At 57.4% G+C, this 22,738-nt stretch carries 22 protein-coding genes and 3 tRNA genes; 9 read left to right on the top strand and 16 right to left on the bottom strand.

Translation table 11 applies throughout. From position 1 onward, the window contains the following. Positions 1-14: 14 nt before the first annotated feature. Genes garR through LAC65_RS12660 form a run of 5 tightly spaced genes read right to left on the bottom strand, consistent with a single transcriptional unit; the run spans position 15 to position 5,778 of the window. On the bottom strand, positions 15-899 hold the full coding sequence (gene garR, locus LAC65_RS12640) for a 2-hydroxy-3-oxopropionate reductase (RefSeq protein ID WP_039379894.1): 885 nt from the start codon (positions 897-899) through the stop codon (positions 15-17). 18 nt (positions 900-917) lie between these two features. After that, positions 918-1,685 carry a 2-dehydro-3-deoxyglucarate aldolase gene (garL, locus tag LAC65_RS12645; RefSeq protein ID WP_039379896.1) on the bottom strand — a complete coding sequence of 256 codons (768 nt, stop codon included), beginning with the start codon at positions 1,683-1,685 and terminating at the stop codon, positions 918-920. Positions 1,686-1,737: 52 nt separating this feature from the next. After that, on the bottom strand, positions 1,738-3,069 hold the full coding sequence (gudD, locus tag LAC65_RS12650) for a glucarate dehydratase (protein ID WP_039379898.1): 1,332 nt from the start codon (positions 3,067-3,069) through the stop codon (positions 1,738-1,740). A gap of 10 nt (positions 3,070-3,079) precedes the next feature. Then, positions 3,080-4,426: an enolase C-terminal domain-like protein gene (locus tag LAC65_RS12655; protein WP_039379900.1), complete on the bottom strand. Its 1,347-nt coding sequence runs from the start codon at positions 4,424-4,426 to the stop codon at positions 3,080-3,082. Then, positions 4,423-5,778 (bottom strand): MFS transporter, encoded by a 1,356-nt coding sequence (locus tag LAC65_RS12660; RefSeq protein WP_039379902.1) that lies wholly within the window; start codon positions 5,776-5,778, stop codon positions 4,423-4,425. Before LAC65_RS12660 ends, LAC65_RS12655 begins: the two co-directional genes overlap by 4 nt. Positions 5,779-6,286: 508 nt before the next feature. Here LAC65_RS12660 and garD point away from each other — a divergent pair. Beyond that, the gene (gene garD, locus LAC65_RS12665; protein WP_039379905.1) at positions 6,287-7,846 is read left to right on the top strand and encodes a galactarate dehydratase; all 1,560 of its coding nucleotides are present in this window, start codon (positions 6,287-6,289) and stop codon (positions 7,844-7,846) included. Between the two features lie 51 nt (positions 7,847-7,897). On the opposite strand, the gene LAC65_RS12670 is transcribed toward garD, so the two are convergent. The 4 genes from LAC65_RS12670 to syd form a co-directional block, all read right to left on the bottom strand. After that, positions 7,898-8,344 carry a flavodoxin gene (locus tag LAC65_RS12670; RefSeq protein WP_039379907.1) on the bottom strand — a complete coding sequence of 149 codons (447 nt, stop codon included), beginning with the start codon at positions 8,342-8,344 and terminating at the stop codon, positions 7,898-7,900. 12 nt (positions 8,345-8,356) lie between these two features. After that, positions 8,357-9,136: a tRNA pseudouridine(65) synthase TruC gene (gene truC / locus LAC65_RS12675; protein ID WP_039379909.1), complete on the bottom strand. Its 780-nt coding sequence runs from the start codon at positions 9,134-9,136 to the stop codon at positions 8,357-8,359. Further along, positions 9,136-9,462: a YqcC family protein gene (locus tag LAC65_RS12680; protein WP_039379911.1), complete on the bottom strand. Its 327-nt coding sequence runs from the start codon at positions 9,460-9,462 to the stop codon at positions 9,136-9,138. Before LAC65_RS12680 ends, truC begins: the two co-directional genes overlap by 1 nt. Before the next feature lie 578 nt (positions 9,463-10,040). Further along, positions 10,041-10,598: a SecY-interacting protein gene (gene syd, locus LAC65_RS12685; RefSeq protein ID WP_039379913.1), complete on the bottom strand. Its 558-nt coding sequence runs from the start codon at positions 10,596-10,598 to the stop codon at positions 10,041-10,043. 61 nt (positions 10,599-10,659) lie between these two features. Between syd and queF the strand changes: the two genes are divergently transcribed. The 3 genes from queF (at position 10,660) to xni (ending at position 13,854) form a co-directional block, all read left to right on the top strand. Further along, positions 10,660-11,505, top strand: coding sequence for an NADPH-dependent 7-cyano-7-deazaguanine reductase QueF (queF, locus tag LAC65_RS12690; protein ID WP_039379915.1), 846 nt, complete (start codon positions 10,660-10,662; stop codon positions 11,503-11,505). A gap of 186 nt (positions 11,506-11,691) precedes the next feature. Next, complete coding sequence (gene ppnN / locus LAC65_RS12695) at positions 11,692-13,053, top strand: nucleotide 5'-monophosphate nucleosidase PpnN (RefSeq protein ID WP_039379917.1); 1,362 nt, start codon at positions 11,692-11,694, stop codon at positions 13,051-13,053. Positions 13,054-13,095: 42 nt separating this feature from the next. Continuing rightward, positions 13,096-13,854 (top strand): flap endonuclease Xni, encoded by a 759-nt coding sequence (gene xni, locus LAC65_RS12700; protein ID WP_039379919.1) that lies wholly within the window; start codon positions 13,096-13,098, stop codon positions 13,852-13,854. Positions 13,855-13,954: 100 nt separating this feature from the next. Here the strand turns inward: xni and rlmM are convergent, their stop codons facing one another. The 4 genes from rlmM to LAC65_RS12720 form a co-directional block, all read right to left on the bottom strand. Continuing rightward, a complete protein-coding gene (gene rlmM / locus LAC65_RS12705) occupies positions 13,955-15,055 on the bottom strand; it encodes a 23S rRNA (cytidine(2498)-2'-O)-methyltransferase RlmM (protein ID WP_039379921.1) in 1,101 nt (366 codons plus the stop codon). Next, positions 15,048-15,443, bottom strand: coding sequence for a DUF423 domain-containing protein (locus LAC65_RS12710; RefSeq protein ID WP_039379923.1), 396 nt, complete (start codon positions 15,441-15,443; stop codon positions 15,048-15,050). Before LAC65_RS12710 ends, rlmM begins: the two co-directional genes overlap by 8 nt. Positions 15,444-15,493: 50 nt before the next feature. After that, positions 15,494-16,411, bottom strand: a complete 918-nt coding sequence (locus tag LAC65_RS12715; RefSeq protein ID WP_039379926.1) for a transcriptional regulator GcvA — start codon at positions 16,409-16,411, stop codon at positions 15,494-15,496. Positions 16,412-16,747: 336 nt separating this feature from the next. Further along, the gene (locus tag LAC65_RS12720; RefSeq protein WP_039379928.1) at positions 16,748-16,972 is read right to left on the bottom strand and encodes a YgdI/YgdR family lipoprotein; all 225 of its coding nucleotides are present in this window, start codon (positions 16,970-16,972) and stop codon (positions 16,748-16,750) included. 206 nt (positions 16,973-17,178) lie between these two features. Here LAC65_RS12720 and csdA point away from each other — a divergent pair, with 206 nt between their 5' ends. Together csdA and csdE are read left to right on the top strand one after the other, a co-directional pair. After that, positions 17,179-18,384 carry a cysteine desulfurase CsdA gene (csdA, locus tag LAC65_RS12725; protein WP_039379930.1) on the top strand — a complete coding sequence of 402 codons (1,206 nt, stop codon included), beginning with the start codon at positions 17,179-17,181 and terminating at the stop codon, positions 18,382-18,384. A gap of 4 nt (positions 18,385-18,388) precedes the next feature. Further along, a complete protein-coding gene (csdE, locus tag LAC65_RS12730; protein WP_039379933.1) occupies positions 18,389-18,832 on the top strand; it encodes a cysteine desulfurase sulfur acceptor subunit CsdE in 444 nt (147 codons plus the stop codon). Here csdE and tcdA read toward each other — a convergent pair. Next, positions 18,820-19,626: a tRNA cyclic N6-threonylcarbamoyladenosine(37) synthase TcdA gene (gene tcdA, locus LAC65_RS12735; protein WP_039379935.1), complete on the bottom strand. Its 807-nt coding sequence runs from the start codon at positions 19,624-19,626 to the stop codon at positions 18,820-18,822. The genes csdE and tcdA overlap by 13 nt on opposite strands. Positions 19,627-19,709: 83 nt before the next feature. Next, a complete protein-coding gene (gene mltA / locus LAC65_RS12740; protein ID WP_039379937.1) occupies positions 19,710-20,858 on the bottom strand; it encodes a murein transglycosylase A in 1,149 nt (382 codons plus the stop codon). Between the two features lie 205 nt (positions 20,859-21,063). Between mltA and LAC65_RS12745 the strand changes: the two genes are divergently transcribed. The 3 genes from LAC65_RS12745 to LAC65_RS12755 all read left to right on the top strand — a co-directional run bounded on the left by LAC65_RS12745 (position 21,064) and on the right by LAC65_RS12755 (position 21,396). Next, positions 21,064-21,140 (top strand) — tRNA-Met (locus tag LAC65_RS12745). A gap of 51 nt (positions 21,141-21,191) precedes the next feature. Beyond that, positions 21,192-21,268, top strand: a tRNA-Met gene (locus LAC65_RS12750). 51 nt (positions 21,269-21,319) lie between these two features. Further along, a tRNA-Met gene (locus LAC65_RS12755) sits at positions 21,320-21,396 on the top strand. 89 nt (positions 21,397-21,485) lie between these two features. On the opposite strand, the gene amiC is transcribed toward LAC65_RS12755, so the two are convergent. Then, a complete protein-coding gene (amiC, locus tag LAC65_RS12760) occupies positions 21,486-22,721 on the bottom strand; it encodes an N-acetylmuramoyl-L-alanine amidase AmiC (RefSeq protein WP_039379939.1) in 1,236 nt (411 codons plus the stop codon). Positions 22,722-22,738: the final 17 nt, after the last annotated feature.

Raw genomic sequence — 22,738 nt, forward strand, 5'->3', positions numbered from 1 at the left:
GCCGGAGAGCGGCTTTACCGGGCGATCTCAACCTGCGCTAACTTCTCATAATAGCAAGCCAGCGCGCTGTGGTCGGCGGAGCCCTGACCGCTGGTTTTCAGCGCCTGCATCATCTCCATCACCGCGGCCGTCAGCGGCAGATGCGCGCCAATGCCGTGTGACGTATCCAGCGCATTGGCTAAATCCTTGATATGCAGGTCGATACGGAAACCGGGTTTGAAGTTGCGATCCAGCACCATGGGTGCTTTGGCATCAAGCACGGTGCTGCCCGCCAGGCCGCCGCGGATCGCCTGATAAACCAGCTCCGGATTCACGCCCGCCTTGGTTGCCAGCGAAAGCGCTTCAGACATCGCTGCGATGTTCAGCGCCACAATCACCTGATTTGCCAGCTTGGTCACGTTACCGGCGCCGATATCACCGGTATGCACCACCGAGCCTGCCATCGCTTTCATAATCTCAAAGCATTGGTCGAAGATCGCTTTATCGCCACCCACCATCACCGACAGTGTGCCCTCGATCGCTTTTGGCTCACCGCCGCTGACCGGCGCATCAAGCATACGGATCCCTTTTTCTGCCAGCGCGTCGTGGATCTCACGACTGGCCAGCGGGGCAATAGAACTCATATCAATCACAATCAGGCCAGGTTTTGCACCTTCAATGATGCCGCCCGCGCCCAGGCAGACTTCCTGCACCTGCGGCGAGTTAGGTACCATGGTGATCACCACATCCACCTGTTCTGCTACCTCTTTGGGCGTTTTTGCTATCGTCGCGCCCAGTTCGGCCAGTTCTGCCTCATTGCCTGCGTTGTGATCGCGCACCACCAGCGTGTAACCCGCTCTGACCAGGTTTTTACTCATCGGTTTGCCCATAATACCGAGGCCGATAAATCCAATTTTCATTGCCTTCCCCTTTCTGCGTTACAGTTTAAATTTGTTGCACAGCGCCTGCGTGGCGTTGCGGAAAACCCCGAGATCGCTGCCGACGGCAACAAAGGTGGCGCCCCATTCCAGATAGCGCCGCGCGTCCGCTTCTACCGGTGCCAGAATGCCGCACGGCTTGCCTGCGGCTTTGGCGCGTTCAAACAGGTACTGAATAACTTTCAGCACCTCAGGATGCGCAGGCTGGCCCAGGTAGCCCAGCGCGGCTGAGAGATCGCCCGGACCGACAAAAATCCCGTCCACGCCGTCAACGGCGGCGATCGCATCGATGTTATCTACCGCCTGCTGCGTTTCGATCTGCACCATCAGCGTGATGTTGTCGTTAATCGTGGCGTTATAGTCCGGCAGCGTGCCGTACATATTGCTGCGGTGCGAAACTGACACGCCGCGGATGCCCGCTGGCGGGTAGCGGGTTGAGGCAACGGCGCGGCGCGCCTCCTCTTCCGTCTCCACAAAGGGGATCAGGAAGTTATAGAAGCCGATATCGAGCAGGCGTTTAATGATCACCGGCTCATTGCACGGCGGACGCACGACCGCAGCGCTGCTGCTGCCTTTCAGCGCCATCAGCTGCGGTACAAACGTGGTGATGTCGTTGGGCGCATGTTCGCCGTCCAGCACCAGCCAGTCGAAGCCTGCCAGCCCCAGCACTTCAGTAGTCAGCGGACTGGCAAGGGCGCACCAGCTGCCTATCAGGGTCTCTCCTGCCAGCAGGCGGCGGCGAAATGTATTTGGCCAGGCATTACTCATTCTGTTTACTCCTGTATATGACGGCAGGCCCCCTTTCAGGGAGCCTGAAGCGTTAGCGCACCAGGCAGGGACGCTTATTATCAAAAGTCCAGTCCGGTACCAGGAACTGCATCGCCTGAGCGTCGTCACGCGCGCCCAGCCCATGTTTCTGATACAGCGCGTTTGCCTGCATCACCTGGTCCATATCCAGCTCCACGCCAAGCCCCGGCTTCTGCGGTACCTGCACCATGCCGCCTTTAATGACAAACGGCTCTTTGGTCAGGCGCTGATTACCCTCCTGCCAGATCCAGTGGGTGTCGATAGCGGTAATCGCGCCCGGCGCGGCGGCGGCAACGTGGGTAAACATCGCCAGCGAAATATCAAAATGGTTATTGGAGTGCGAACCCCAGGTGAGGCCAAAGTCGTGGCACATCTGCGCCACGCGCACGGAACCCTGCATGGTCCAGAAGTGCGGATCGGCCAGCGGAATATCCACCGACTGCAGCGATAGCGTGTGGCCCATCTGCCGCCAGTCGGTGGCGATCATATTGGTTGCGGTCGGCAGCCCGGTGGCGCGGCGGAACTCCGCCATTACCTCGCGGCCGGAGTAGCCCTGCTCCGCGCCACAGGGATCTTCTGCATAGGCGAGCACGCCCTTCAGCTGTTTGCCCAGCAGGATGGCCTCATTCAGCGACCAGGCGCCATTTGGATCGAGCGTGATGCGCGCCTCCGGAAAGCGTCTGGCGAGTGCGGTAACCGCCTCAGCCTCTTCGCCGCCGCGCAGCACGCCGCCTTTGAGTTTGAAATCGTTGAAGCCATATTTCTCATACGCGGCCTCTGCCAGTCGCACGACCGCATCTGGCGTAAGCGCCTCTTCATGGCGCAGGCGATACCAGTCGCACGGATCGCGCTCCTGGCTCTGGTAGGCGAGCGAGGTCTTGCGGCGATCGCCAATATAGAAGAGGTAGCCAAGCATCTCCACGCGGTCGCGCTGCTGGCCATCGCCCAGCAGCGACGCGACGTTTACGCCCAGATGCTGCCCGAGTAAATCGAGCAGCGCCGCTTCGATACCGGTTACCACATGGATAGTCGTGCGCAGGTCAAACGTCTGGCTGCCGCGCCCGCCAGCATCGCGGTCAGCAAAGGTGCTCCGCACCAGGTTGAGAATATTTTTATATTCGCCGACGGTTTTTTCGATCACCAGCGCGGCGGCATCCTCCAGCGTCTGACGGATCTTTTCTCCGCCCGGTATCTCGCCCACGCCGGTATGCCCGGCGTTATCTTTAATGATCACAATATTGCGGGTAAAAAATGGCGCGTGCGCCCCGCTCAGGTTGAGCAGCATGCTGTCGTGTCCGGCAACCGGAATAACCTGCATAGCGACGATTTTAGGGGTCTGACTCATTTCCTGCTCCTTATGTAGGACGGCGCCCAAATGCCGGACGCTTGCGATCAAATGACCAGCCGGGTACCAGATACTGCATCGCGGTGGCGTCGTTGCGCGCGCCGGCCGGCAGTGACTTATAGAGTTCGTGCGCCTGCTGCAGGCGGTCCCGATCCAGCTCAATACCCAGCCCCGGTTTATCCGGCACGGCAATTTTGCCGTTGCGGATCTGCAGCGGCTCGCGCGTCAGGCGCTGATCGCCCTCCTGCCAGATCCAGTGCGTGTCAATCGCGGTTGGCTTGCCCGGGGCGGCAGCGCCCACGTGGGTGAACATCGCCAGCGAGATATCGAAATGGTTATTGGAGTGGCAGCCCCATGTGAGTCCCCATTCGTCGCAGAGCTGCGCCACGCGCACTGCGCCGCTCAGGGTCCAGAAGTGAGGATCGGCCAGCGGAATATCGACCGCGTTGAGCATCACGGCGTGGTTCATTTCACGCCAGTTGGTTGCGATCATATTGGTGGCAACCGGCAGCCCGGTGGCGCGGCGAAACTCCGCCATCACTTCACGGCCGGAGTAACCCTGTTCCGCGCCGCAGGGATCTTCTGCATAGCTCAGCACATCCTGCAGGCCTTTACAGAGTCCGATCGCCTCATCCAGATGCCAGGCGCCATTAGGGTCGACGGTAATGCGCGCCTCCGGGAAGCGCTGCTTCAGCGCCACCGCCGAGGCGATCTCCTCTTCACCCGGCAGCACGCCGCCTTTGAGTTTGAAATCTTTGAAACCATATTTATCCTGCGCCGCCTCTGCCAGACGCACCACCGCCTCCGGCGTCAGCGCCTCCTCATGCCGCAGCCGGTACCAGTCGTGGCTGGCGGCATCACCGCTGCGATACGGCAGATCGGTTTTATGACGATCGCCGATATAAAACAGATAGCCGAGCACGGTGACCTCATCGCGCTGCTGGCCCGGTCCGAGCAGCTCTGCCACCGGTACGCCCAGATGCTGCCCCAGCAGATCCAGCAGCGCCGCCTCCAGCGCGGCTACTGCGTTTACGCGCAGTTCGAAGGTCCAGGCGCCATTGCCAAAAGTGTCAAAATCCGCTGACTGATTGCCCTTATGCACCTGCTGCACCAGCCGGTTCATACGCGCAATCTGCTGCCCTTTGACCTGGGGTACTGCCGCCAGCAGCGTCTGATAAATTGTATCGCCGCCCGGCGCCTCACCCAGTCCGGTATGGCCGGCGCTGTCGGTCAGCACCACAATATTGCGCGTGAAGCAGGCGTTATGCGCGCCGCCAATGTTAAGCAGCATACTGTCGTAACCGGCAACCGGGATCACCTGCATGTCAGTGATGACAGGCGTACTTTGCGTACTCATTTCGGCTCCTTATACGGTTTCAGCTCAACGCGTTTAATGTCACCGGTAATAAACAGAAAACTAAAGGCGGCGACAAAAGCGTGGATCCCGACATATACCAGCGCGCCCTCAAACGATCCGCTGGTGGCGATGATGTAACCAATCGCGATAGGCGTAACGATACCGGAGAAGTTGCCGAACATATTGAACAGACCACCGCTCAGGCCACTGATCTCTTTCGGTGCCGTGTCGGCCATCACCGCCCAGCCCAGCGCACCAATGCCTTTTCCGAAGAACGCCAGCGCCATGAACAGCACCACAACCCATTCGGTTTCGGTGTAGTTACACATCACCATGCTGATGGAGAGCAGCATGCCGATAACGATTGGCGTTTTACGGGCAATATTGAGTGAGCCGGTTTTGCGCATCAAATAGTCGGAGATCACGCCGCCCAGCACGCCGCCGAGGAAGCCGCAAATCGCTGGAACGGAGGCGATAAAGCCCGCTTTCAGAATCGACATGCCGCGTGCCTGTACCAGATAGACCGGAAACCAGGTAATAAAGAAGTAGGTCAGCGCGTTGACGCAATACTGGCCAAGATAGATGCCCCACATCATGCGGGTAGAGAGCAGCTGTTTGATCTGATCCCACTTTTCACCGCGGCTGACTTTGCGATCGGCTTTTTTCGCATCCATATTGATCAGCGCGCCGCCCTGCTCCATGTACTCCAGCTCCGCCTTATTCACGCCGGGGTGGTTGTTGGGATCGTGCATCACTTTGAGCCAGATAAAGCTCAGGATGATGCCCAGCCCGCCCATAAACCAGAACACGTGCGCCCAGCCAACTTCAGAGACCAGCCAGCCCATGATGGGCGCGAAGATCACCGTGGCGAAGTATTGTGCAGAGTTAAAGATGGCGACCGCCGTTCCGCGCTCCTGTGCCGGGAACCAGGCCGCGACAATACGGCTGTTACCAGGGAAGGAAGGCGCTTCAGCCAGACCGACCAAAAAGCGCAGCAGGAACAGTGAAATCACAATGCCAAAGCCGCTGAAGAGATCAACAAAGCCCTGCAGCAGAGTAAACAGCGACCAGAGGAAAATACTCCAGAAGTAGACACGCTTGGATCCAAAGCGATCCAGCAGCCATCCACCCGGGATCTGTCCGATCACATAGGCCCATGAGAAGGCGGAAAAGATATAGCCCAGCCCGACAGAATCGAGACCGATATCTTTGGACATCGCCGATCCGGCAATGGAAATGGTGGCGCGGTCGCCGTAGTTGAATGAGGTGACGATAAATAACATCACCACGATCCAGTAGCGGGCATTGGTACGTTTCTGCACCGCCTCTGCCGTCTGGCTGTAACTATTCATGATGCACTCCTGAAATATAGCGAACGCTACATTCACTCTGACTGCATACACATCGCGTTGGGTATCAGAATGATGTCGGGTTAAACACGGCGATTGTTGTTATGGCGAACGTTGATGCGTCGTGACAGGTAACCAAACCTCTAAGAACGGAAATCAGTATAAAAACAGCCCGCGGCTGAAACACTGGAAGAAAGCCCGACAATTCAGTCAAAACAAAAAAGAATTTGTGGCATATGCACATCCTGCTGCGTGATGGCTCACGAAACGCCGATCGCAGCGCCATAATTGTACAAAAAACAGACAGCCAAAGAGCGCTTTGTGAGCACCTTCACTTGCTTTTGGTTAAAACCACCAAAGTGCGGAGAGAAAGGGGCTAAAAGCCGGACAGTTGCACAATGCGCTGGCGGGCGCGTGCTGCTTATACTGGAGCTGGCTGACTTTGATGACGTGACCAGAACCACTATTTATCGCACTGCTATGCACAGTGCGGCTACCCGGAAGGTGAGCAATGAACCGACCCGTTACAGAAAAACCACTCTATATAAAAGTTCATGAAGCGGATAACGTTGCGATTGTCGTCAACGACCAGGGCCTGCCCGCGGGTACACGCTTTGCCGACGGGCTGCAGCTGACGGAGCATGTGCCCCAGGGGCACAAAGTTGCGCTGGAGGATATCGCTCAGGATGCACCGATTCTGCGCTATGGCGAAGTGATCGGCACGGCGCTGCGCTCTATTGCGCGCGGCAGCTGGATAGATGAGTCGCTGGTAGCCCTGCCCGAGGCGCCGCCGCTCAGCAGCCTGCCGCTGGCAACCAACGTACCGCCTGAACTGCCGCCGCTGGAAGGCTATACCTTTGATGGTTATCGCAATGCAGACGGCAGCGTGGGAACCCGCAACCTGCTTGGCATTACCACCAGCGTCCACTGTGTGGCGGGCGTCGTGGACTATGTTGTGCAGCTTATTGAACGCGATCTGCTGCCGCGCTATCCCAACGTGGATGGCGTGGTCGCGCTGAATCATCTGTATGGCTGCGGCGTGGCGATCAACGCCCCGGCTGCCGTCGTGCCGATCCGCACCATTCATAATCTTGCGCTGAATCCCAATTTTGGTGGCGAGGTAATGATTGTCAGCCTCGGCTGTGAAAAGCTCCAGCCGGAGCGGCTGCTGACCGGTACGCCTGATGTACAGGCGATCTCGCTGGATGATAACGATATTGTGCGTCTGCAGGATGAGCGTCACGTCGGCTTTGGCGCCATGGTGGATGAGATCCTGCAGGTCGCTGAACGTCATCTGAAAAAGCTTAATCTGCGCCGCCGGGAACCCTGCCCGGCGTCTGAACTGGTAGTAGGCACCCAGTGCGGCGGCAGTGACGCCTTTTCCGGCGTAACGGCTAACCCGGCGGTGGGCTTCGCCTCCGATCTGCTGGTGCGCTGCGGCGCCACAGTCATGTTTTCTGAAGTGACGGAGGTGCGCGACGCTATTCATCTGCTGACGCCGCGCGTGGTTAATGAAGCGGTGGGTAAACGGCTGCTGGAAGAGATGGCGTGGTATGACGACTATCTGCATCAGGGACAGACCGATCGCAGCGCTAACCCCTCACCCGGCAATAAAAAAGGCGGACTGGCAAACGTGGTGGAGAAAGCGCTGGGATCGATTGCAAAATCGGGGCGCAGCCCGATTGCTGAAGTGCTGTCGCCGGGACAGCGCCCTACGCAGCGCGGACTGATTTACGCCGCTACCCCTGCCAGTGACTTTGTCTGCGGTACGCAGCAGATGGCTTCCGGCATTACGCTGCAGGTGTTTACCACCGGGCGCGGCACGCCCTATGGCCTCGCGGCTATTCCGGTGATTAAGATGGCGACGCGCAGCGCGCTGGCCCGGCGCTGGCATGATCTGATGGATATCAACGCCGGCACTATCGCCACCGGTGAAGAGAGTATTGAGCAGGTAGGCTGGCGTCTGTTTGAGCTGATTCTGGAGATCGCCAGCGGTCGTCAGCAGACCTGGTCCGATCGCTGGGGGATCCGCAACCAGCTGGCGGTATTTAATCCGGCACCGGTAACCTGATACCGGGCTGCACCGTTAATACCGGGCCGCCATACAGGGCGGCCCGGGTCACTACAGCTGCTTACCCCAGCTCTCCACCCACGGCGTCGTCACGCTTTCAGGCTCCGGATGCTCAACGGCATCCACCATCAGCACATCACCAATACGCTGCGCCTGCTGCGCCTGGAGCGTGGCATCAAAAGTTTTTCCTGCGCCGCAGAAGTGCTGATAGCTGCTGTCACCCAGCGCAATCACACCATAGCGCAGCGCTGGCTGATAGCCGAGCTCATCATGGATTTGCGCATGGAGACGGGCAATATTATCCGGCAGATCGCCCTGCCCGGTGGTTGAGGTTACAATCAGCACGACGTCGCTGCTGTACGCCTGCCACTCCGCCAGCGTCGGATCCTCAAAGACCTCTACTTCATGTCCCTGCGCCTGCAGCACCGGCTGCACCTCTTCGGCCACCAGCAGTGCATTGCCGTAAACCGTGCCTGTAAAAATGCCAATTTTTGCCATCTTGCTGCTCCTTTACGCTGTTGGCTTATCCTGAACTGCCTCAGCGTCAAACTCAACCCTGGGAACGTCCGGTAACCGATCCTGCCAGCCGAACTGCTGCAGCATCTGCTGCCATATCGGATCCAGTCCGGCGCGGATCACCAGCGGCTCTCCGGTAAAGGGATGCGTCAGCGAGAGTGCGCTGGCGTGCAGCATTAAACGATCGAGCCCGAAATGCGCCGCTGCGCCACGATTCTGGCGCAGATCGCCGTGGGCGCTGTCGCCAATAATCGGGTGGCGCAGGTGCGCCATATGGCGGCGCAGCTGATGCTTACGCCCGGTGCGCGGCGACATCTCCACCAGGGTGTAGCGGGCGCTGCTGTATTTACCGATTGCCACCGGCATTTCTGTCTGCGCCAGCGCCTGATAATCCGTGACCGCAGGCTGCGGTGCACGCGGTTCAGCAGAAAATTTATCCGCAATTTTATCCAGCTCTTCCAGCAGCGGATAGTCGAGCGTAGCCGCGCCATCCAGCCAGCCGCGCAGTACGGCGTGATAGGTTTTTTGTATCTGATGCTGCTCAAACTGCTGCGCCAGTAAACGGCCCGCCTCGCTCGATAAGCCCATCAGCAGTACGCCAGAGGTCGGGCGATCGAGCCGGTGCGCGGTAAAGACGTGCTGACCAATCTGATCGCGCACCGTCTGCATCACCACCACTTTCTCTTTGCGATCGAGCCAGCTGCGGTGCACCAGCCAGCCGGCAGGCTTGTTTACTGCTACCAGCCACTCATCCTGATAGATAATCTCCAGCATCAGCGTGCTGGCTCCGCAAACAGCGCGTCAAGCTCACGCAGCGCGATTAGCAGAGCGGTATAGCCGGGAGTGACCGGAGTCAGAGCAACTTCGTAATAGGGCGCGACGGCGAAACCGGCAGGCATTGGCGCGCCGGAGGCGATCAGGGCTGACATACGCGGGATCAATACCCACTGCAGCCACTCCAGCGGAGCCATAGTATCAAGGCAGAAAGGCTGGTCGCTGTTAAACGCGGCCGCGTCAGGAGCGCTCTGCTGCCAGTAATCGTGTTCGCGCATGACTGCTTCGACCTGCTGCAGTCGCTGCGTAATAGTGTGCGTCGACATAGGTTGCCTCCGTGAAATAATGGGCGGCAAGCATATCACTCGTCACCGGTGGCGTAAAAAGCGCATAAAAAAAGGGAGCACTGTTAATAACAGTGCTCCCGGTTCGTTGTGCAGCATTCCCGCCACCGCAGTGCTCCCTGCTCATCCGTGACAACTCTTCCTGCGCTTTCCATTGCCTGTCTTCATGACAGCATCCTTAGCATCCTGGCTCGCCCTGCTCCGCACGGCTCACATTCTCCATCCTGGAGGTGTCCCTTACTCATTCCTGAGTGTCCTGCTCCGTCCTGAAGCCTTCCCTGTGACGTAAACTCCGTTACGTTCCCGCCTCCTGGCTGACATTCTCCTGAACGTCGCTCTGTCCATAGCGTCCTGCTAACGGTGGGTATTCTCTCAAAAATCGCCACAATAACAAGTAAGCATGAGTCATTAATCGATCAAGTATTGTCTCAATTTTCAGACTGATACCATAACTCTATGATTCACAATATCTTTACATTTAGCTTTTCTGAAAGGTTCACCCACAAAATGTCGATCTCGCACAGATTTTGTAAGAGATCTCTTACATAGCGCTTCGGTTATCACTCCATCGGACCGATAACAGGTTGTATATCATCGAGAAATGTCCGGACAGAAGGTGAAAGAATTTCACGTTTGTTACGTCCAGGCTCCTCCAGAATGACTTCACCGGTAAGATTACACACCGCCACCATCTCCTGCTCTGAATCAGTAGTAGCAATAAACAGCGTCGGACTCTGTTTCAGACGCCGTTTCATAATCAGATGACCAATCAGATTCTCCTGCAGCCGGATAAAGTCCTCTTCGCTCCATACCTGCAGCAGCGTTAACCTGCGCTGCTGCAGGCGGGCATGCATATCGCCGGCAAACTGGGTAGTGTAAAACGCAGTGATATCAGGCTGGAGCTGAATATCCAGCGCCCGCTCCACCGCATCCAGCCCTGACGATGGCGAAAAAGGCTGCGGCTGCCAGAGAACGCGGTCATCAACGGTGTTGATGATACAGGGCGAAGGGATCCCTGCCAGATCGCTACTGGCAGGATAGTGTCCCTGTTGCTGCTGCCAGAGATTGATATAACGGGTGGTAAACGCACACAGTGCGCTGGCGGTGGGCTGCATCATTCATCTTCTCGCTGGTGATCGGTTACACTTAGCCACTTTGATTCACCTTGTGGTAACCATTATGTCTTCTGAACACCCAAACCCGGCCTTAAGCGGCCTGACCCTGGGCAAATCTGTCGCCTATGTAGATGAGTACGATAACACGCTGCTGCAATCTGTGCCGCGCAGTCTGAACCGGGAACCGCTCAATCTTTTTCCGGATAATCTGCCGTTTCACGGCGCAGATATCTGGACCCTGTATGAGCTTTCATGGCTAAACAGCAAAGGTGTCCCGCAGGTCGCGATTGGCGAAGTGGTGCTGGATGCTGACAGCGTAAATCTGATTGAGTCGAAAAGCTTTAAGCTCTACCTGAACAGCTTTAATCAGACCCGTTTCGCAGACTGGGGCGACGTGCGTCAGACGCTGGAACGCGATCTGCGCGCCTGCGCCAGCGGCAACGTCAGCGTGGCGCTGTTTCGCCTGAGCGAGCTGGAAAGCCAGCCTATCGGACAGTTCAGCGGCAGCGTTATCGATGAACAGGATATCAGCATCAGCGATTACGGTTTTGATGCCGGACACCTTGCGCACGCCGCGGGCAATGAAATCGTAGATGAGACGCTGGTAAGCCACCTGCTGAAGTCCAACTGTCTGATCACCAATCAGCCCGACTGGGGATCGGTGATGATTCGTTATAAAGGCCCGCGTATCGACCGCGAGGCGCTGCTGCGCTATCTGATCTCTTTCCGCCAGCACAATGAGTTTCATGAGCAGTGCGTGGAGCGCATTTTCAACGACGTGCAGCGTTTCTGCCAGCCAGAGGCGTTAACCGTTTATGCGCGCTACACTCGCCGCGGCGGTCTGGATATCAACCCGTGGCGCAGCAATGTTCCCTTCACGCCCGGCTTTTCGCGTCTGGCACGCCAGTAACAGAGTGCGAGGCACCTCGCAGGCCGTAGCAGGGATGCGCGGTTCCTCTTGAGCAATCACAACCGGGAGCGTTAATCTGTCTGCGGCGTTAAGCGTAAAGCGTATGCGACCAGGGATTTTCGTCACTGCGCTCAGCAGGTTAAGCGCAGTGTCATCAGTCACGCTATGGCGTGTAAAGGAGTTCTTTTGATTACACATATCAGCCCGCTTGGCTCAATGGATCTGCTCTCACAGCTGGAAGTCGACATGCTGAAGCAGACCGCCAGCAGCGATCTCTACCAGCTTTTTCGTAACTGTTCCCTTGCAGTGCTTAACTCCGGCAGCCAGACAGACAGCAGTCATGAGCTGCTCTCGCGTTTTGAAAATTTCGCTATTAACGTCCTGCGCCGCGAGCGCGGCGTTAAGCTGGAGCTGATCAATCCGCCGGAAGAGGCCTTTGTAGATGGGCGTATCATCCGCTCACTGCAGGCCAACCTGTTTGCCGTGCTGCGCGATATTCTGTTTGTTAACGGCCAGCTTGCTCTGCCAGAGCGCCTCGCGGGTCAGGCTGACGACTCTGCGCATATCACCAATCAGGTTTTCTCGATACTGCGTAACGCGCGCGCGCTGCACGTCGGGGAGTATCCTAATACCGTGGTTTGCTGGGGCGGACACTCTATCAACGCGGTGGAGTACCAGTATTGCCGTAATGTTGGCACCCAGATGGGGCTGCGCGAGCTGAATATCTGCACCGGCTGTGGCCCTGGCGTAATGGAAGCGCCAATGAAAGGCGCGGCGGTAGGTCATGCGCAGCAGCGCTATCATGACAGCCGCTTTATCGGCCTGACTGAGCCTTCCATTATCGCCGCTGAACCGCCTAACCCGCTGGTTAACGAACTCATCATTATGCCCGATATCGAAAAACGCCTTGAGGCCTTTGTCCGCATCGCGCATGGCATCGTGATCTTCCCGGGTGGTGTCGGCACCGCTGAAGAGTTCCTTTACCTGCTTGGTATTCTGATGAATCCGCAAAACAGCGAGCAGGTGCTGCCGCTGATCCTCACCGGCCCTAAAGAGAGCGCTGACTATTTCCGCGTGCTCGATGATTTCATCGTCAATACGCTGGGCGAGCAGGCGCGCAAACACTATACAATCATTATTGATGATGCCGCTGAAGTGGCGCGCCAGATGAAAAAAGCGATGCCGCAGGTAAAAGAGCATCGTCGCGAAACCGGTGACGCTTACAGCTTTAACTGGTCTATCCGTATTGCGCCGGATCTGCAGGTGCCTTTCCTGCCGACCCACGAAAACATGGCAAATCTCAACCTGTTTCCGAATCAGCCGGCGGAAAAACTGGCGGCTGATTTGCGCCGCGCCTTCTCCGGGATCGTGGCCGGAAACGTAAAAGAAATCGGTATCCGGGAGATCCGTGAACGCGGCCCTTATCAGCTGCGCGGCGACGCCGATCTGATGCATCGGATGGATGAGCTGCTGCAGGGCTTTGTGGCGCAGCAGCGTATGAAACTACCGGGCAGTGCCTATATCCCCTGCTACGAAATCATCAAATAACCCTTCAGGAAGGCAGCCTGCGGGCTGCCGCTTATCGCTTTTATGGCACTACATTTATTAATTATTGATGCGCTGAATCTCATCCGGCGCCTGCATGCCGTTCAGGGCTCTCCCTGCCGTGACGCCTGTGTTGCGGCGCTGCATCAGCTGCTTGGTCATACACGCCCGACCCACGCGGTGGCGGTATTTGACAGTCCGGAGCGCCAGCCCGGCTGGCGTCATGCGCTGCTGCCGGATTACAAAGCGGGGCGACCGCCAATGCCAGAGGATCTGCAACAGGAGCTGCCGCTGCTGCAGGAAGCTTTTCGCACCGCAGGCGTCAGTTGCTGGATCGCCGGGGACGATGAAGCAGACGATCTGGCCGCTACTCTGGCAGTGAAAATGGCGGATGCCGGGCATCAGGCCACCATCGTTTCCACCGATAAGGGATATTGTCAGCTGCTGGCGCCCGCTATCCGCATTCGCGACTATTTTCAGAAGCGCTGGCTTGATGTGCCGTTTATCGCACAGGAATTTGGCGTTGCCCCGGAACAGCTGCCGGATTACTGGGGTTTATGCGGCATCAGCAGCAGTAAAATTCCGGGCGTCTCCGGTATCGGCCCGAAAAGCGCACGCGAGCTGCTGGCGCAGTTTGGTTCACTGGAGGCGATTTATCAGCAGTGGGATCAGGTGCCGGCAAAGTGGCAGAGTAAATTACACGCCCAGCATGAAACAGCCACGATCTGCCGCCAGGTTGCCACGCTGAAACGCGATTTAGTGCTGCAGGGCAACCTTAATACGCTGCGCTATCAGGCAGGATAAATCGCGGTACGCCAGGGACGCATAAATACGTCAGGGACGCATAAATGCGTCCCCTACAATCATCGTAGGGGCGCCATTAATGGCGCCCCTTGCTGACAGATCAGCGTTCGTCGCGGCGACCGCCTGCAGCAGCCCAGATACGCCGGACGTGTACCGTTACCTCTTCACGATCGTGATACAACTGACGCGCCTGAATCTGGGCGTTGATACCCTGCGCTTTTAACGCTTCATCCATCATCGCCAGATTCTGCGTGACCTCTTCATAGCGCTTTTTCATCGGCAGCTTGAGGTTGAAAATCGCTTCACGACACCAGCCGTTTACCAGCCACTCAGTCATTAACGTGGCCACGCGCACCGGTTTTTCTACCATATCGCATACCAGCCAGCTGATATTGCTGCGCGGCGGGCGAAACTTAAAACCATCCTCACGACAGTGGGTAACCTGTCCGGTATCCATCAGGCTCGGTGCCATCGGGCCGTTATCAACCGCGTAGACCCACATGCTGCGCTTCACCAGCTGATAGGTCCAGCCGCCCGGGCAGGCGCCCAGATCGACCGCATACATGCCGCTTCCCAGGCGTTCGTCCCACTCATCGGCCGGCACAAACACATGAAACGCCTCTTCCAGTTTCAGCGTTGAGCGGCTGGGGGCGTCAGAAGGAAACTTCAGTCGCGGGATCCCCATATAGAATGGCGAATTATTTTCCGGCAGCGAATAACCTACATAGCAGGTGCCCGGAGCGATAAAAAACACGTGCACCACCGGCCGCTTAGGACTCTCATAATTGAGCAGGATATTGCTGGCGCGCAGGCTGGCACGCAGCGGCACCGTCAGCTTGCGGCAAAATTTAGTCAGCTCTTTAGCTTCGTTGGTATCCGGAACCTCAACCCGCAGCTCTCCCCCTTTCTCCACCACTCCGGTCAGCATGCCGGTAATGGGAGTAATGCGATCTTCGGGAGGTAAATCGCGCAGCAGCTCGCCAACCACCAGCATCTGCCGGGCAAAAATCAGTTCAGCAAACGGTAGCGAGCGCAGTAGCTTCTCTGCATCTTCTGGCTGATAGCACTCAAACAGCACGTAGCCCGCTTCTTCTTTTACCCGCGGAAAGCCGTAAATTTCCCGCTCTGCTGCTTTAGCGCTGATTTCTGCCGCGCACTCTTTTTCAAACCCGGGACGACAATAGAGTAATACTTTATTCATGGCGTTCTGCCTTTGTTTTCAGACGCAGCGCGCCAATCAACATCAAAAACCAGCCGATCAGGAAGCAAAATCCTCCCGCCGGCGTAACAAACACCCAGAACTGCAGGTGCGACAGCGCCAGGCAATAGAGACTGCCGCTGAAAAGAACGGTACCCAGCGCCATCGCTGCGCTGCTCCAGTAAAACCAGATATTAGCGCGTCGCAGCATCGCGGCACCCAGTCCCATTACCGCCAGCGTGTGGTAAGCCTGATACTCCAGGCCGGTATGGATCCACGCCATTTCAGATGGCCCCAGCGATTTACTTAATACGTGCGCGCCAAACGCACCAAACGCCACCAGCACGAAGCCGCTGATGGCTGCAAATATAAACATGGCACGACTGGACATCGATCTATCCTCATGGTCCCGCCGCACATCACTGTGCAGCGAACGGTAACTTAGTGATCGTAGCGAAAACGGAATTTTTCCTGTTCGGTAGCGGCTTTTTCCAGAATCCACTGACGAAAGGCGGCTATTTTACCCAGTTCTGCCTGACTGTCATGACAAACCAGATAAAAAGCGTTTTTACTTACCAGCACATCATTGAACGGGCAGACCAGGCGCCCTGCTTCGATCTCACTCTCTGCCATCACGTTGTTCGCCAGCGCCACACCCTGCCCGTGGATCGCTGCCTGCAGTACCATGGCACTGTGGCTGAAAATAGGCCCCTGTTGCACATTGATATGCTGCAGTCCCAGCTGGCGGGTGTAGGCCTGCCAGTCACGACGCGACGCATCATGCAGCAGCGTAAAGTGCGCCAGATCGGCGGGCGATTTCAGCGGATTATCGCCGGAGAGCAGCAGCGGTGAGCAGACCGGCAGCAGATATTCAGCGTAGAGCTTATCCACCCGCAGGCCTGGCCAGTTGCCCCGGCCATAGAAGATAGCGACGTCAACATCGTCTGCCAGCTTCTCCTCTTCACGGTCTACCGCCTGAATACGCACGTCGATTCCCGGATAAGCCATATTAAAGCTGGAGAGACGCGGAACCAGCCACTGAATCGCAAAGCTCGGCAGCAGGCTGACCGTGAGCGCCCCTTTAGCGCTGCGCGCCTGCAGCTTGCGGGTCGCATCGTTAAGCGCTGAAAAAATCTCTTTGATATCGAGATAGTAACTCTGCCCCTCTTCCGTCAGCAGCAGCGAGCGGTTGCGGCGGCGGAACAGCTTGAGCCCGAGAAAATCCTCAAGCGACTTGATCTGATGGCTCACCGCCGCCTGGGTCACAAACAGCTCTTCAGCGGCTTTGGTAAAGCTCAGATAGCGGGCAGCCGCATCAAAAACACGTAAAGCATTGAGCGGCGGAAGGCGTTTAGACATGGTTTTCCACAGATGGATTCATAGTGTAAAACTGCAACTTATACAACGTCGTCAGCTATTAGATTTTTTAATCCGAGACATTATAATTTGTCCGTTGAGGAAGCTCCAGCAAATACCTATAGTTGCCGCACTTCCAGAGCCGGAACGAAAAGTTTTCTGAAAACGTGCGAGAGATCGCAGACTTTTGGAGAGCTTTTGGCTTGTGGTCGTGATGTTGTGTTTGCATTTTTTGATCTGAATCTTGCAGATCAAACTTTTAATTCCTGAGATTTACCCTGTCTGTCCAAAGTGATTTTATGTAGCACCGCAAATTGCGGTGCTTTTTTTTGCGTAATTTTACTGCCCCATCTCAACCATCTCTTTCACATCAGAGCGGTTAATCTGCTGCTCATTGCCATTGGCATCTTTATAGCTGATCATACCGGTATCATCATCAACTTTTGGCTTGCCGTCAGCGACAATCGTGCGGCCATCGTTCGTGTGCATAACATAGTTGCTGGAACAGGCCGCCAGGGTAAATGCCATGGTGCAGACAGCCAGCACTGCGGTAAGTTTGTTCATCTTCTATCTCCTTGCAGATTGATTGCATTAAACCGCCCGCAGCCACGACATTGCGCCATCAGCCTGAAAGCACGGCTGAAAATGGCGAACGGGTTATGCGGGTTTCGGTTCAAACCTTGCCATAATGAGCATAACGCGCTTTTACAGCTTTGCCAGCCTGCAGCCTGCTGTTACGGCTGGCCCTAAATCACCGGAGTGGGCCCGATATGACCATCTTCTCTCCTGGCGCTTTTCGTCAGCAGTTTCCTGCGCTAAACGATGCCGGCGTCTATCTTGACAGCGCCGCCACGGCGCTCAAGCCGCAGGCGGTCATTGATGCCACCGCACAGTTCTATTCGCTCAGTGCCGGCACCGTGCACCGCAGCCAGTTTGCTGCGGCGCGTGCGCTGACGGCACAGTATGAACAGGCGCGCGGCGTGGTCGCACAGTGGCTGAATGCCGCTGACGATCGGCAGATTGTCTGGACGCGCGGCACCACTGAGGCGATCAATCTGGTGGCGTACAGCTGGCTGGCACCGTGCCTGCAGCCGGGTGATGAAATCATCGTCAGCGAGGCGGAGCATCACGCTAACCTGGTGCCGTGGCTGATGGTGGCTCAGGCAAGCGGCGCCACGGTAGTGAAATGGCCGCTGGGAGCCGATCGCCGACCCGACATTGCCCTGCTGCCGGAGCTGATCAACACGCGCACCCGCCTGCTGGCCGTGAGCCAGATGTCAAACGTCACCGGCGGCTGTCCGGATCTGGCGCAGGCTATCGCGCTGGCGCATGAGGCGGGTGCAAAGGTCATGGTGGATGGCGCGCAGGGCGTGGTGCACTGCCCGCCTGACGTGCAGGCGCTGGATATCGACTTCTATGCGTTTTCCGGCCACAAACTTTATGGTCCGATGGGCATTGGCGTGCTGTATGGCAAAGCAGGGTTGCTGGAGTCGATGCAGCCGTGGCAGGGCGGCGGCAAAATGCTGACGCAGGTTGACTTCAGCGGATTTACGCCGCAGCCGGTACCGTGGCGCTTTGAGGCCGGAACGCCCAACGTGGCAGGTGTGGTGGGCCTCAGCGCGGCGCTGAACTGGCTGTCGCACCATCATCAGGAAAAAGCGGAGATGTGGAGTCAGCAGCTCGCCTGCCTGGCCGAAGAGCAGCTAAGCGCGCTGCCCGGCTTTCGCAGCTTCCGCTGCGGCTCTTCCAGCCTGCTTGCCTTTGATATTGCGGGGATCCATCACAGCGATATCGTCACGCTGCTGGCTGAACAGGGCATTGCGCTGCGTGCCGGGCAGCACTGCGCGCAGCCGCTGATGGCAGCTCTGGGCGTCAGCGGTACGCTGCGCGTCTCGTTCGCGCCTTATAATAACCTGCAGGATGTGGATGCGCTGGTGCGCGCCATGCACTGCGCCGTGAACCTTTTAGGTGAATAATCTCATGACAACCCTGCTCGCTCCCCACCCCTTTGGCCATACGATCACCGCCCAGGGGCTGACCGATACGTTTGCCCGCTTTCAGCAGTGGGAGGATCGCTACCGGCAGCTGATTCAGCTCAGCCGTCAGCTGCCGGCGCTGCCGGAAGAACTGAAGTGTGCGGAGATCGAGCTGAGCGGCTGCGAAAACCGCGTCTGGCTCAGCAGCCAGCAGCTGCCTGACGGCACGCTGCATTTTTATGGCGACAGTGAGGGGCGGATTGTGCGTGGCCTGCTGGCCGTGCTGCTGACCGCCACCGAAGGAAAAACCCCGGCACAGCTGCTGGCGCAGGATCCGCTGGCGCTGTTTGATACGCTGGGACTGCGCGCGCAGCTGAGCGCGTCACGCAGCAGCGGCCTGCAGGCGCTGGCAGAGGCGGTAATGCGCGCGGCGCGTCAGGCAGCCTGACGCGCCCTGCGCGCCTGAAACTTCTTCAGCGCGTGCGATACGGCGATAAATCCAAACGTGGCGGTCACCATGGTTGCCGCCCCGAAGCCTGCAGCGCAATCCATCCGCTTCGGGCCTTCTGCCGTGCTGCGCGAGGCGCATACGCTGCCGTCGGGCTGCGGATAGACCAGCGCTTCAGTGGAAAACACGCAGTCGATGCCCAGTTTGCCCTTACTGTTTTTTACCACGCCAAAATCACTTTTCAGGCGCTCGCGCAGTTTAGCCGCCAGCGGATCCTGGATGGTTTTCGCCAAATCGCTGACCTGAATCTGCGTGGGATCGATCTGTCCGCCTGCCCCGCCGGTGGTAATAAGCGGGACTTTATTACGCCGGCACCAGGCAATCAGCGCCGCTTTCGGCCGCACGCTGTCGATGGCATCAATCACATAGTCAAACCCGGCAGAGAGCAATTCGGCGGTGTTTTGCGGCGTGATAAAGTCGTCAATGCAGGTGACAATGCACTCCGGATTGATGGCGCGGATACGGGCGGCCATGACTTCCGTTTTTGCCTGACCGACATTGCCCTGCTGCGCATGGATCTGCCGGTTTGTATTGGTAATACAGACATCATCCATATCGATCAGCGTAATGTGTCCGATGCCGGTACGCGCCAGCGCTTCAGCGGCCCAGGAGCCTACGCCGCCAATACCAATTACGCAGAAATGCGCCTCTGCAAACTGCTGCAGCGCCTCCTGTCCATAAAGACGCGCCGTTCCGCCAAAGCGCTGTCGCCAGGCGTCGCTTACCACTTTCATATCTGACCTTTACTCCGGAATGCGGTGCGCCGCGTGGCGCACCCGATAATGTACTCTCCTGCAGAGAGCTGGCTGTCAGTGTATCAATTTGCACCGGTCAGCAGTGAACCGTTATTGCCGTTTTGCGCAGTGCTGAACAGCGGCTGCCCGGCACCGGGAGCCGTCTTCAGTACCCAGACGCGGCCGTAGTGGTTATAGAAGCCGGCCAGATGTGCGGCGTCCGGGCCTACGCCCTGATAGATATCAAAGTGCTGGCCTTTGATTGCGCCACCGACGTCCAGCGCCACCATCAGACGCATTTCATACTTACCGTTGAACTTACCTTTTGCATTCAGCTGCGGCACTTCCGCCAGCAGTGCCGTGCCCGCCGGGATCAGAGAGCGGTCAGAGGCAACCGACGCTTTGGCAATCAGCGGAACTGCGCTGGCACCCCGCACCGGCACGTACTCTTCAGGTTTAAAGAAGACAAAGGACTGGTTGGTCTCCAGCACATCACGCACTTCCTGCGGTGAATGCTCCTCAGCCCACTGCCGGATGGCCTGCATCGACATATCTTCGCGTTTGACTTCACCGCGATCGATCAGCTCTTTACCGATGCTGTGATAAGCCCAGCCATTTTTACCGCCGTAGCCAAAGAAGCGCAGCGGACGTCCGTCCCCAAAATCGACGTAGCCGCTGCCCTGCACATCCATCATAAAGTTGTCGATCAGTGAGTTGCTCCAGGCGATAACGTAGCGCTCATCGAGCGCGCCGCTATAAATGCCGGCGCGGCTCGGCAGCTTCGCCCCGCGCGGGCGCGGCGGCATGCGGTAAATAGGATACTGAAACTCGCCCTGCCGGGTATAACGCGCTTCCACTACCGGCGTGTAGTAACCGGTAAACTGCACGTTGCCATAATTGTCGGTGCCTTCCATCTGAAACGCATTCAGGCCGAACTGACGCAGCTGACGCGTATCTGCACCCGAAAGCAGCCAGTTCTGGATAGCGCTGTAGGTGTCATTATTACGGCTGAACAGACGCGAGGAAGCGGACTGAATCTGCTGCACCTGCAGGCCGAAATCCTGCCCGTTAACCGGACGCCCTTTGGCATTAGGCTCATTAACCAGCCCGAGCGGTTGCTCCAGCTTGCCATCAATATATTGCTGACCGCGATCGGTCGGCTTTGAGCTACAACCCGCTAATAGCGCCAGAAATGCGCCAGTGAGTGCATACTTTACCTGGTGTCCGTTCATGACTCTCTCTTGTTGTCGGTTGTTCGCCCGGCGACGATAGCAAAGCCCTGGTCATAATGAAATCTGCCACCCGCCATCGCCTTCACATCTGTACGTTTTTTCATCCGGATGCGACATTATTCAGCAACTGCTTATGGATTTCACCCGTTAAGCGCAAAAAGGGGTTGCATCGTCACGCGCCAGGTGTATAGTGCGCATCCACGGACGCGGGGTGGAGCAGCCTGGTAGCTCGTCGGGCTCATAACCCGAAGGTCGTCGGTTCAAATCCGGCCCCCGCAACCAATTCTTCTTAATGAAGAGACAATATGAAGTGTCGCTCAGGCGACAGACGGACGCGGGGTGGAGCAGCCTGGTAGCTCGTCGGGCTCATAACCCGAAGGTCGTCGGTTCAAATCCGGCCTCCGCAACCAATTGTCTTAAGAAGAATACAATGTGAAACGTCGCTCAGTGCGACAGACGGACGCGGGGTGGAGCAGCCTGGTAGCTCGTCGGGCTCATAACCCGAAGGTCGTCGGTTCGAATCCGGCCCCCGCAACCAATTCTTCTGATGAAGAAACATAAAACACCTTAACGGGTGTTTTTTTGTTTCTGCCGCCGGAAAAAAGCGGCATTGCTGCCGCCCTGCCCTTACCGCCGTGCCAGCACGCCGCCTTTATCAAAATAGGCTTTGATACCGTGAAAAATCGCTTCGGCCACCTGATGCTGATAGCGTGCGGTTCGCAGCTTGCGCTCCTCCTCCACGTTACTGATAAACGCCGTCTCAACCAGAATTGACGGGATATCGGGCGCTTTCAGCACGGCAAAACCCGCCTGATCAACCGTACGCTTATGCAGATGATTGATGTGCCCCATGCGCGCCAGTACCTCTTTGCCAAATTTCAGGCTGTCACTGATGGTCTGACGCTGCACCATATCGAACATCGTGTGGTCGAGATAGCGATCGCCGCTCATGCTGACGCCGCCAATCAGATCGGCTTCGTTCTGCGTCTGTGCCAGGAAACGGGCTGCGGCAGAGGTCGCGCCGCGCGTGGAGAGCGCGAATACCGAAGAGCCACGCGCTGCCCGGCTGGTAAACGCATCGGCATGAATCGAAACAAACAGATCGGCACGCTGCTTGCGCGCTTTTGCCACCCGCACGCGCAGTGGAATAAACACATCTTCGTTACGCGTCATGTAGGCTTTCATATTGTGCTCTTTATCGATCAATGCCCGCAGGTAGCGACCAATCTTCAGCACAATATCCTTTTCACGCGTTTTGTATTTGCCGTGCGCACCGGGATCTTCGCCGCCGTGTCCGGGATCGATCATGATAATGATCGGACGATCGCGCCCCGCCTTACCCGGCAACGGTGCCTGCGCAGGCTGATCGCGCTCCAGATCGCCTTTGTTGTAATCGTTGAGCAGCGCCAGCAGCGGATCGTCGGCGTGCGATGCCTGACTGGGATACAGATCCACCACCAGCCGGTTTTTGATACCGGCCACGGGCGCCAGGGTAAAGGTTTTTGGTGCGACGTTACGCTTCAGCTCCAGCACAATCCGTACCGTGTGCGGATCAAACTGCCCGACCCGGGCCGTTTTGATAAAGGGATCGTCTGTGCGCACCAGCTTATTGATGCCTTTCAGCGCCGGATTGATATGCAGATTTTTGATATCAATGACCAGGCGTTCAGGGTTGCTCAACGCAAACTGCTTGTAGTGCAGCGGGATATTCGACTCCAGCGTGACGCGGGAGTACGTTGATGAAGGCCAGATGCGTACCGCAACAATGTGCTGACTCGCTGCCAGCCCGGTACGCGTTACGCTAAGTAGCCATAGCGCACCGGCACCTTGTAATAACCGTCTTCGGGAAAAAGCCTGGGACATGCCACTCCAACTACTGT

It is taken from the genome of Pantoea eucrina (genome assembly GCF_020079945.1).
GTDB classification, from domain to species: Bacteria; Pseudomonadota; Gammaproteobacteria; order Enterobacterales; family Enterobacteriaceae; genus Pantoea; species Pantoea eucrina.

Excerpts from the sequence above, each read along its gene's own strand:
- LAC65_RS12680 (WP_039379911.1), bottom strand. The coding sequence starts at position 9,462 with ATGTCGACGCACACTATTACGCAGCGACTGCAGCAGGTCGAAGCAGTC.
- garR (WP_039379894.1), bottom strand. The coding sequence starts at position 899 with ATGAAAATTGGATTTATCGGCCTCGGTATTATGGGCAAACCGATGAGT.
- queF (WP_039379915.1), top strand. The coding sequence starts at position 10,660 with ATGTCTTCTGAACACCCAAACCCGGCCTTAAGCGGCCTGACCCTGGGC.
- truC (WP_039379909.1), bottom strand. The coding sequence starts at position 9,136 with ATGCTGGAGATTATCTATCAGGATGAGTGGCTGGTAGCAGTAAACAAG.
- csdE (WP_039379933.1), top strand. The coding sequence starts at position 18,389 with ATGACAACCCTGCTCGCTCCCCACCCCTTTGGCCATACGATCACCGCC.
- tcdA (WP_039379935.1), bottom strand. The coding sequence starts at position 19,626 with ATGAAAGTGGTAAGCGACGCCTGGCGACAGCGCTTTGGCGGAACGGCG.
- mltA (WP_039379937.1), bottom strand. The coding sequence starts at position 20,858 with ATGAACGGACACCAGGTAAAGTATGCACTCACTGGCGCATTTCTGGCG.
- LAC65_RS12710 (WP_039379923.1), bottom strand. The coding sequence starts at position 15,443 with ATGTCCAGTCGTGCCATGTTTATATTTGCAGCCATCAGCGGCTTCGTG.
- syd (WP_039379913.1), bottom strand. The coding sequence starts at position 10,598 with ATGATGCAGCCCACCGCCAGCGCACTGTGTGCGTTTACCACCCGTTAT.
- garD (WP_039379905.1), top strand. The coding sequence starts at position 6,287 with ATGAACCGACCCGTTACAGAAAAACCACTCTATATAAAAGTTCATGAA.
- gudD (WP_039379898.1), bottom strand. The coding sequence starts at position 3,069 with ATGAGTCAGACCCCTAAAATCGTCGCTATGCAGGTTATTCCGGTTGCC.
- garL (WP_039379896.1), bottom strand. The coding sequence starts at position 1,685 with ATGAGTAATGCCTGGCCAAATACATTTCGCCGCCGCCTGCTGGCAGGA.
- LAC65_RS12715 (WP_039379926.1), bottom strand. The coding sequence starts at position 16,411 with ATGTCTAAACGCCTTCCGCCGCTCAATGCTTTACGTGTTTTTGATGCG.
- LAC65_RS12660 (WP_039379902.1), bottom strand. The coding sequence starts at position 5,778 with ATGAATAGTTACAGCCAGACGGCAGAGGCGGTGCAGAAACGTACCAAT.
- LAC65_RS12720 (WP_039379928.1), bottom strand. The coding sequence starts at position 16,972 with ATGAACAAACTTACCGCAGTGCTGGCTGTCTGCACCATGGCATTTACC.
- rlmM (WP_039379921.1), bottom strand. The coding sequence starts at position 15,055 with ATGAATAAAGTATTACTCTATTGTCGTCCCGGGTTTGAAAAAGAGTGC.
- xni (WP_039379919.1), top strand. The coding sequence starts at position 13,096 with ATGGCACTACATTTATTAATTATTGATGCGCTGAATCTCATCCGGCGC.
- LAC65_RS12670 (WP_039379907.1), bottom strand. The coding sequence starts at position 8,344 with ATGGCAAAAATTGGCATTTTTACAGGCACGGTTTACGGCAATGCACTG.
- amiC (WP_039379939.1), bottom strand. The coding sequence starts at position 22,721 with ATGTCCCAGGCTTTTTCCCGAAGACGGTTATTACAAGGTGCCGGTGCG.
- csdA (WP_039379930.1), top strand. The coding sequence starts at position 17,179 with ATGACCATCTTCTCTCCTGGCGCTTTTCGTCAGCAGTTTCCTGCGCTA.
- LAC65_RS12655 (WP_039379900.1), bottom strand. The coding sequence starts at position 4,426 with ATGAGTACGCAAAGTACGCCTGTCATCACTGACATGCAGGTGATCCCG.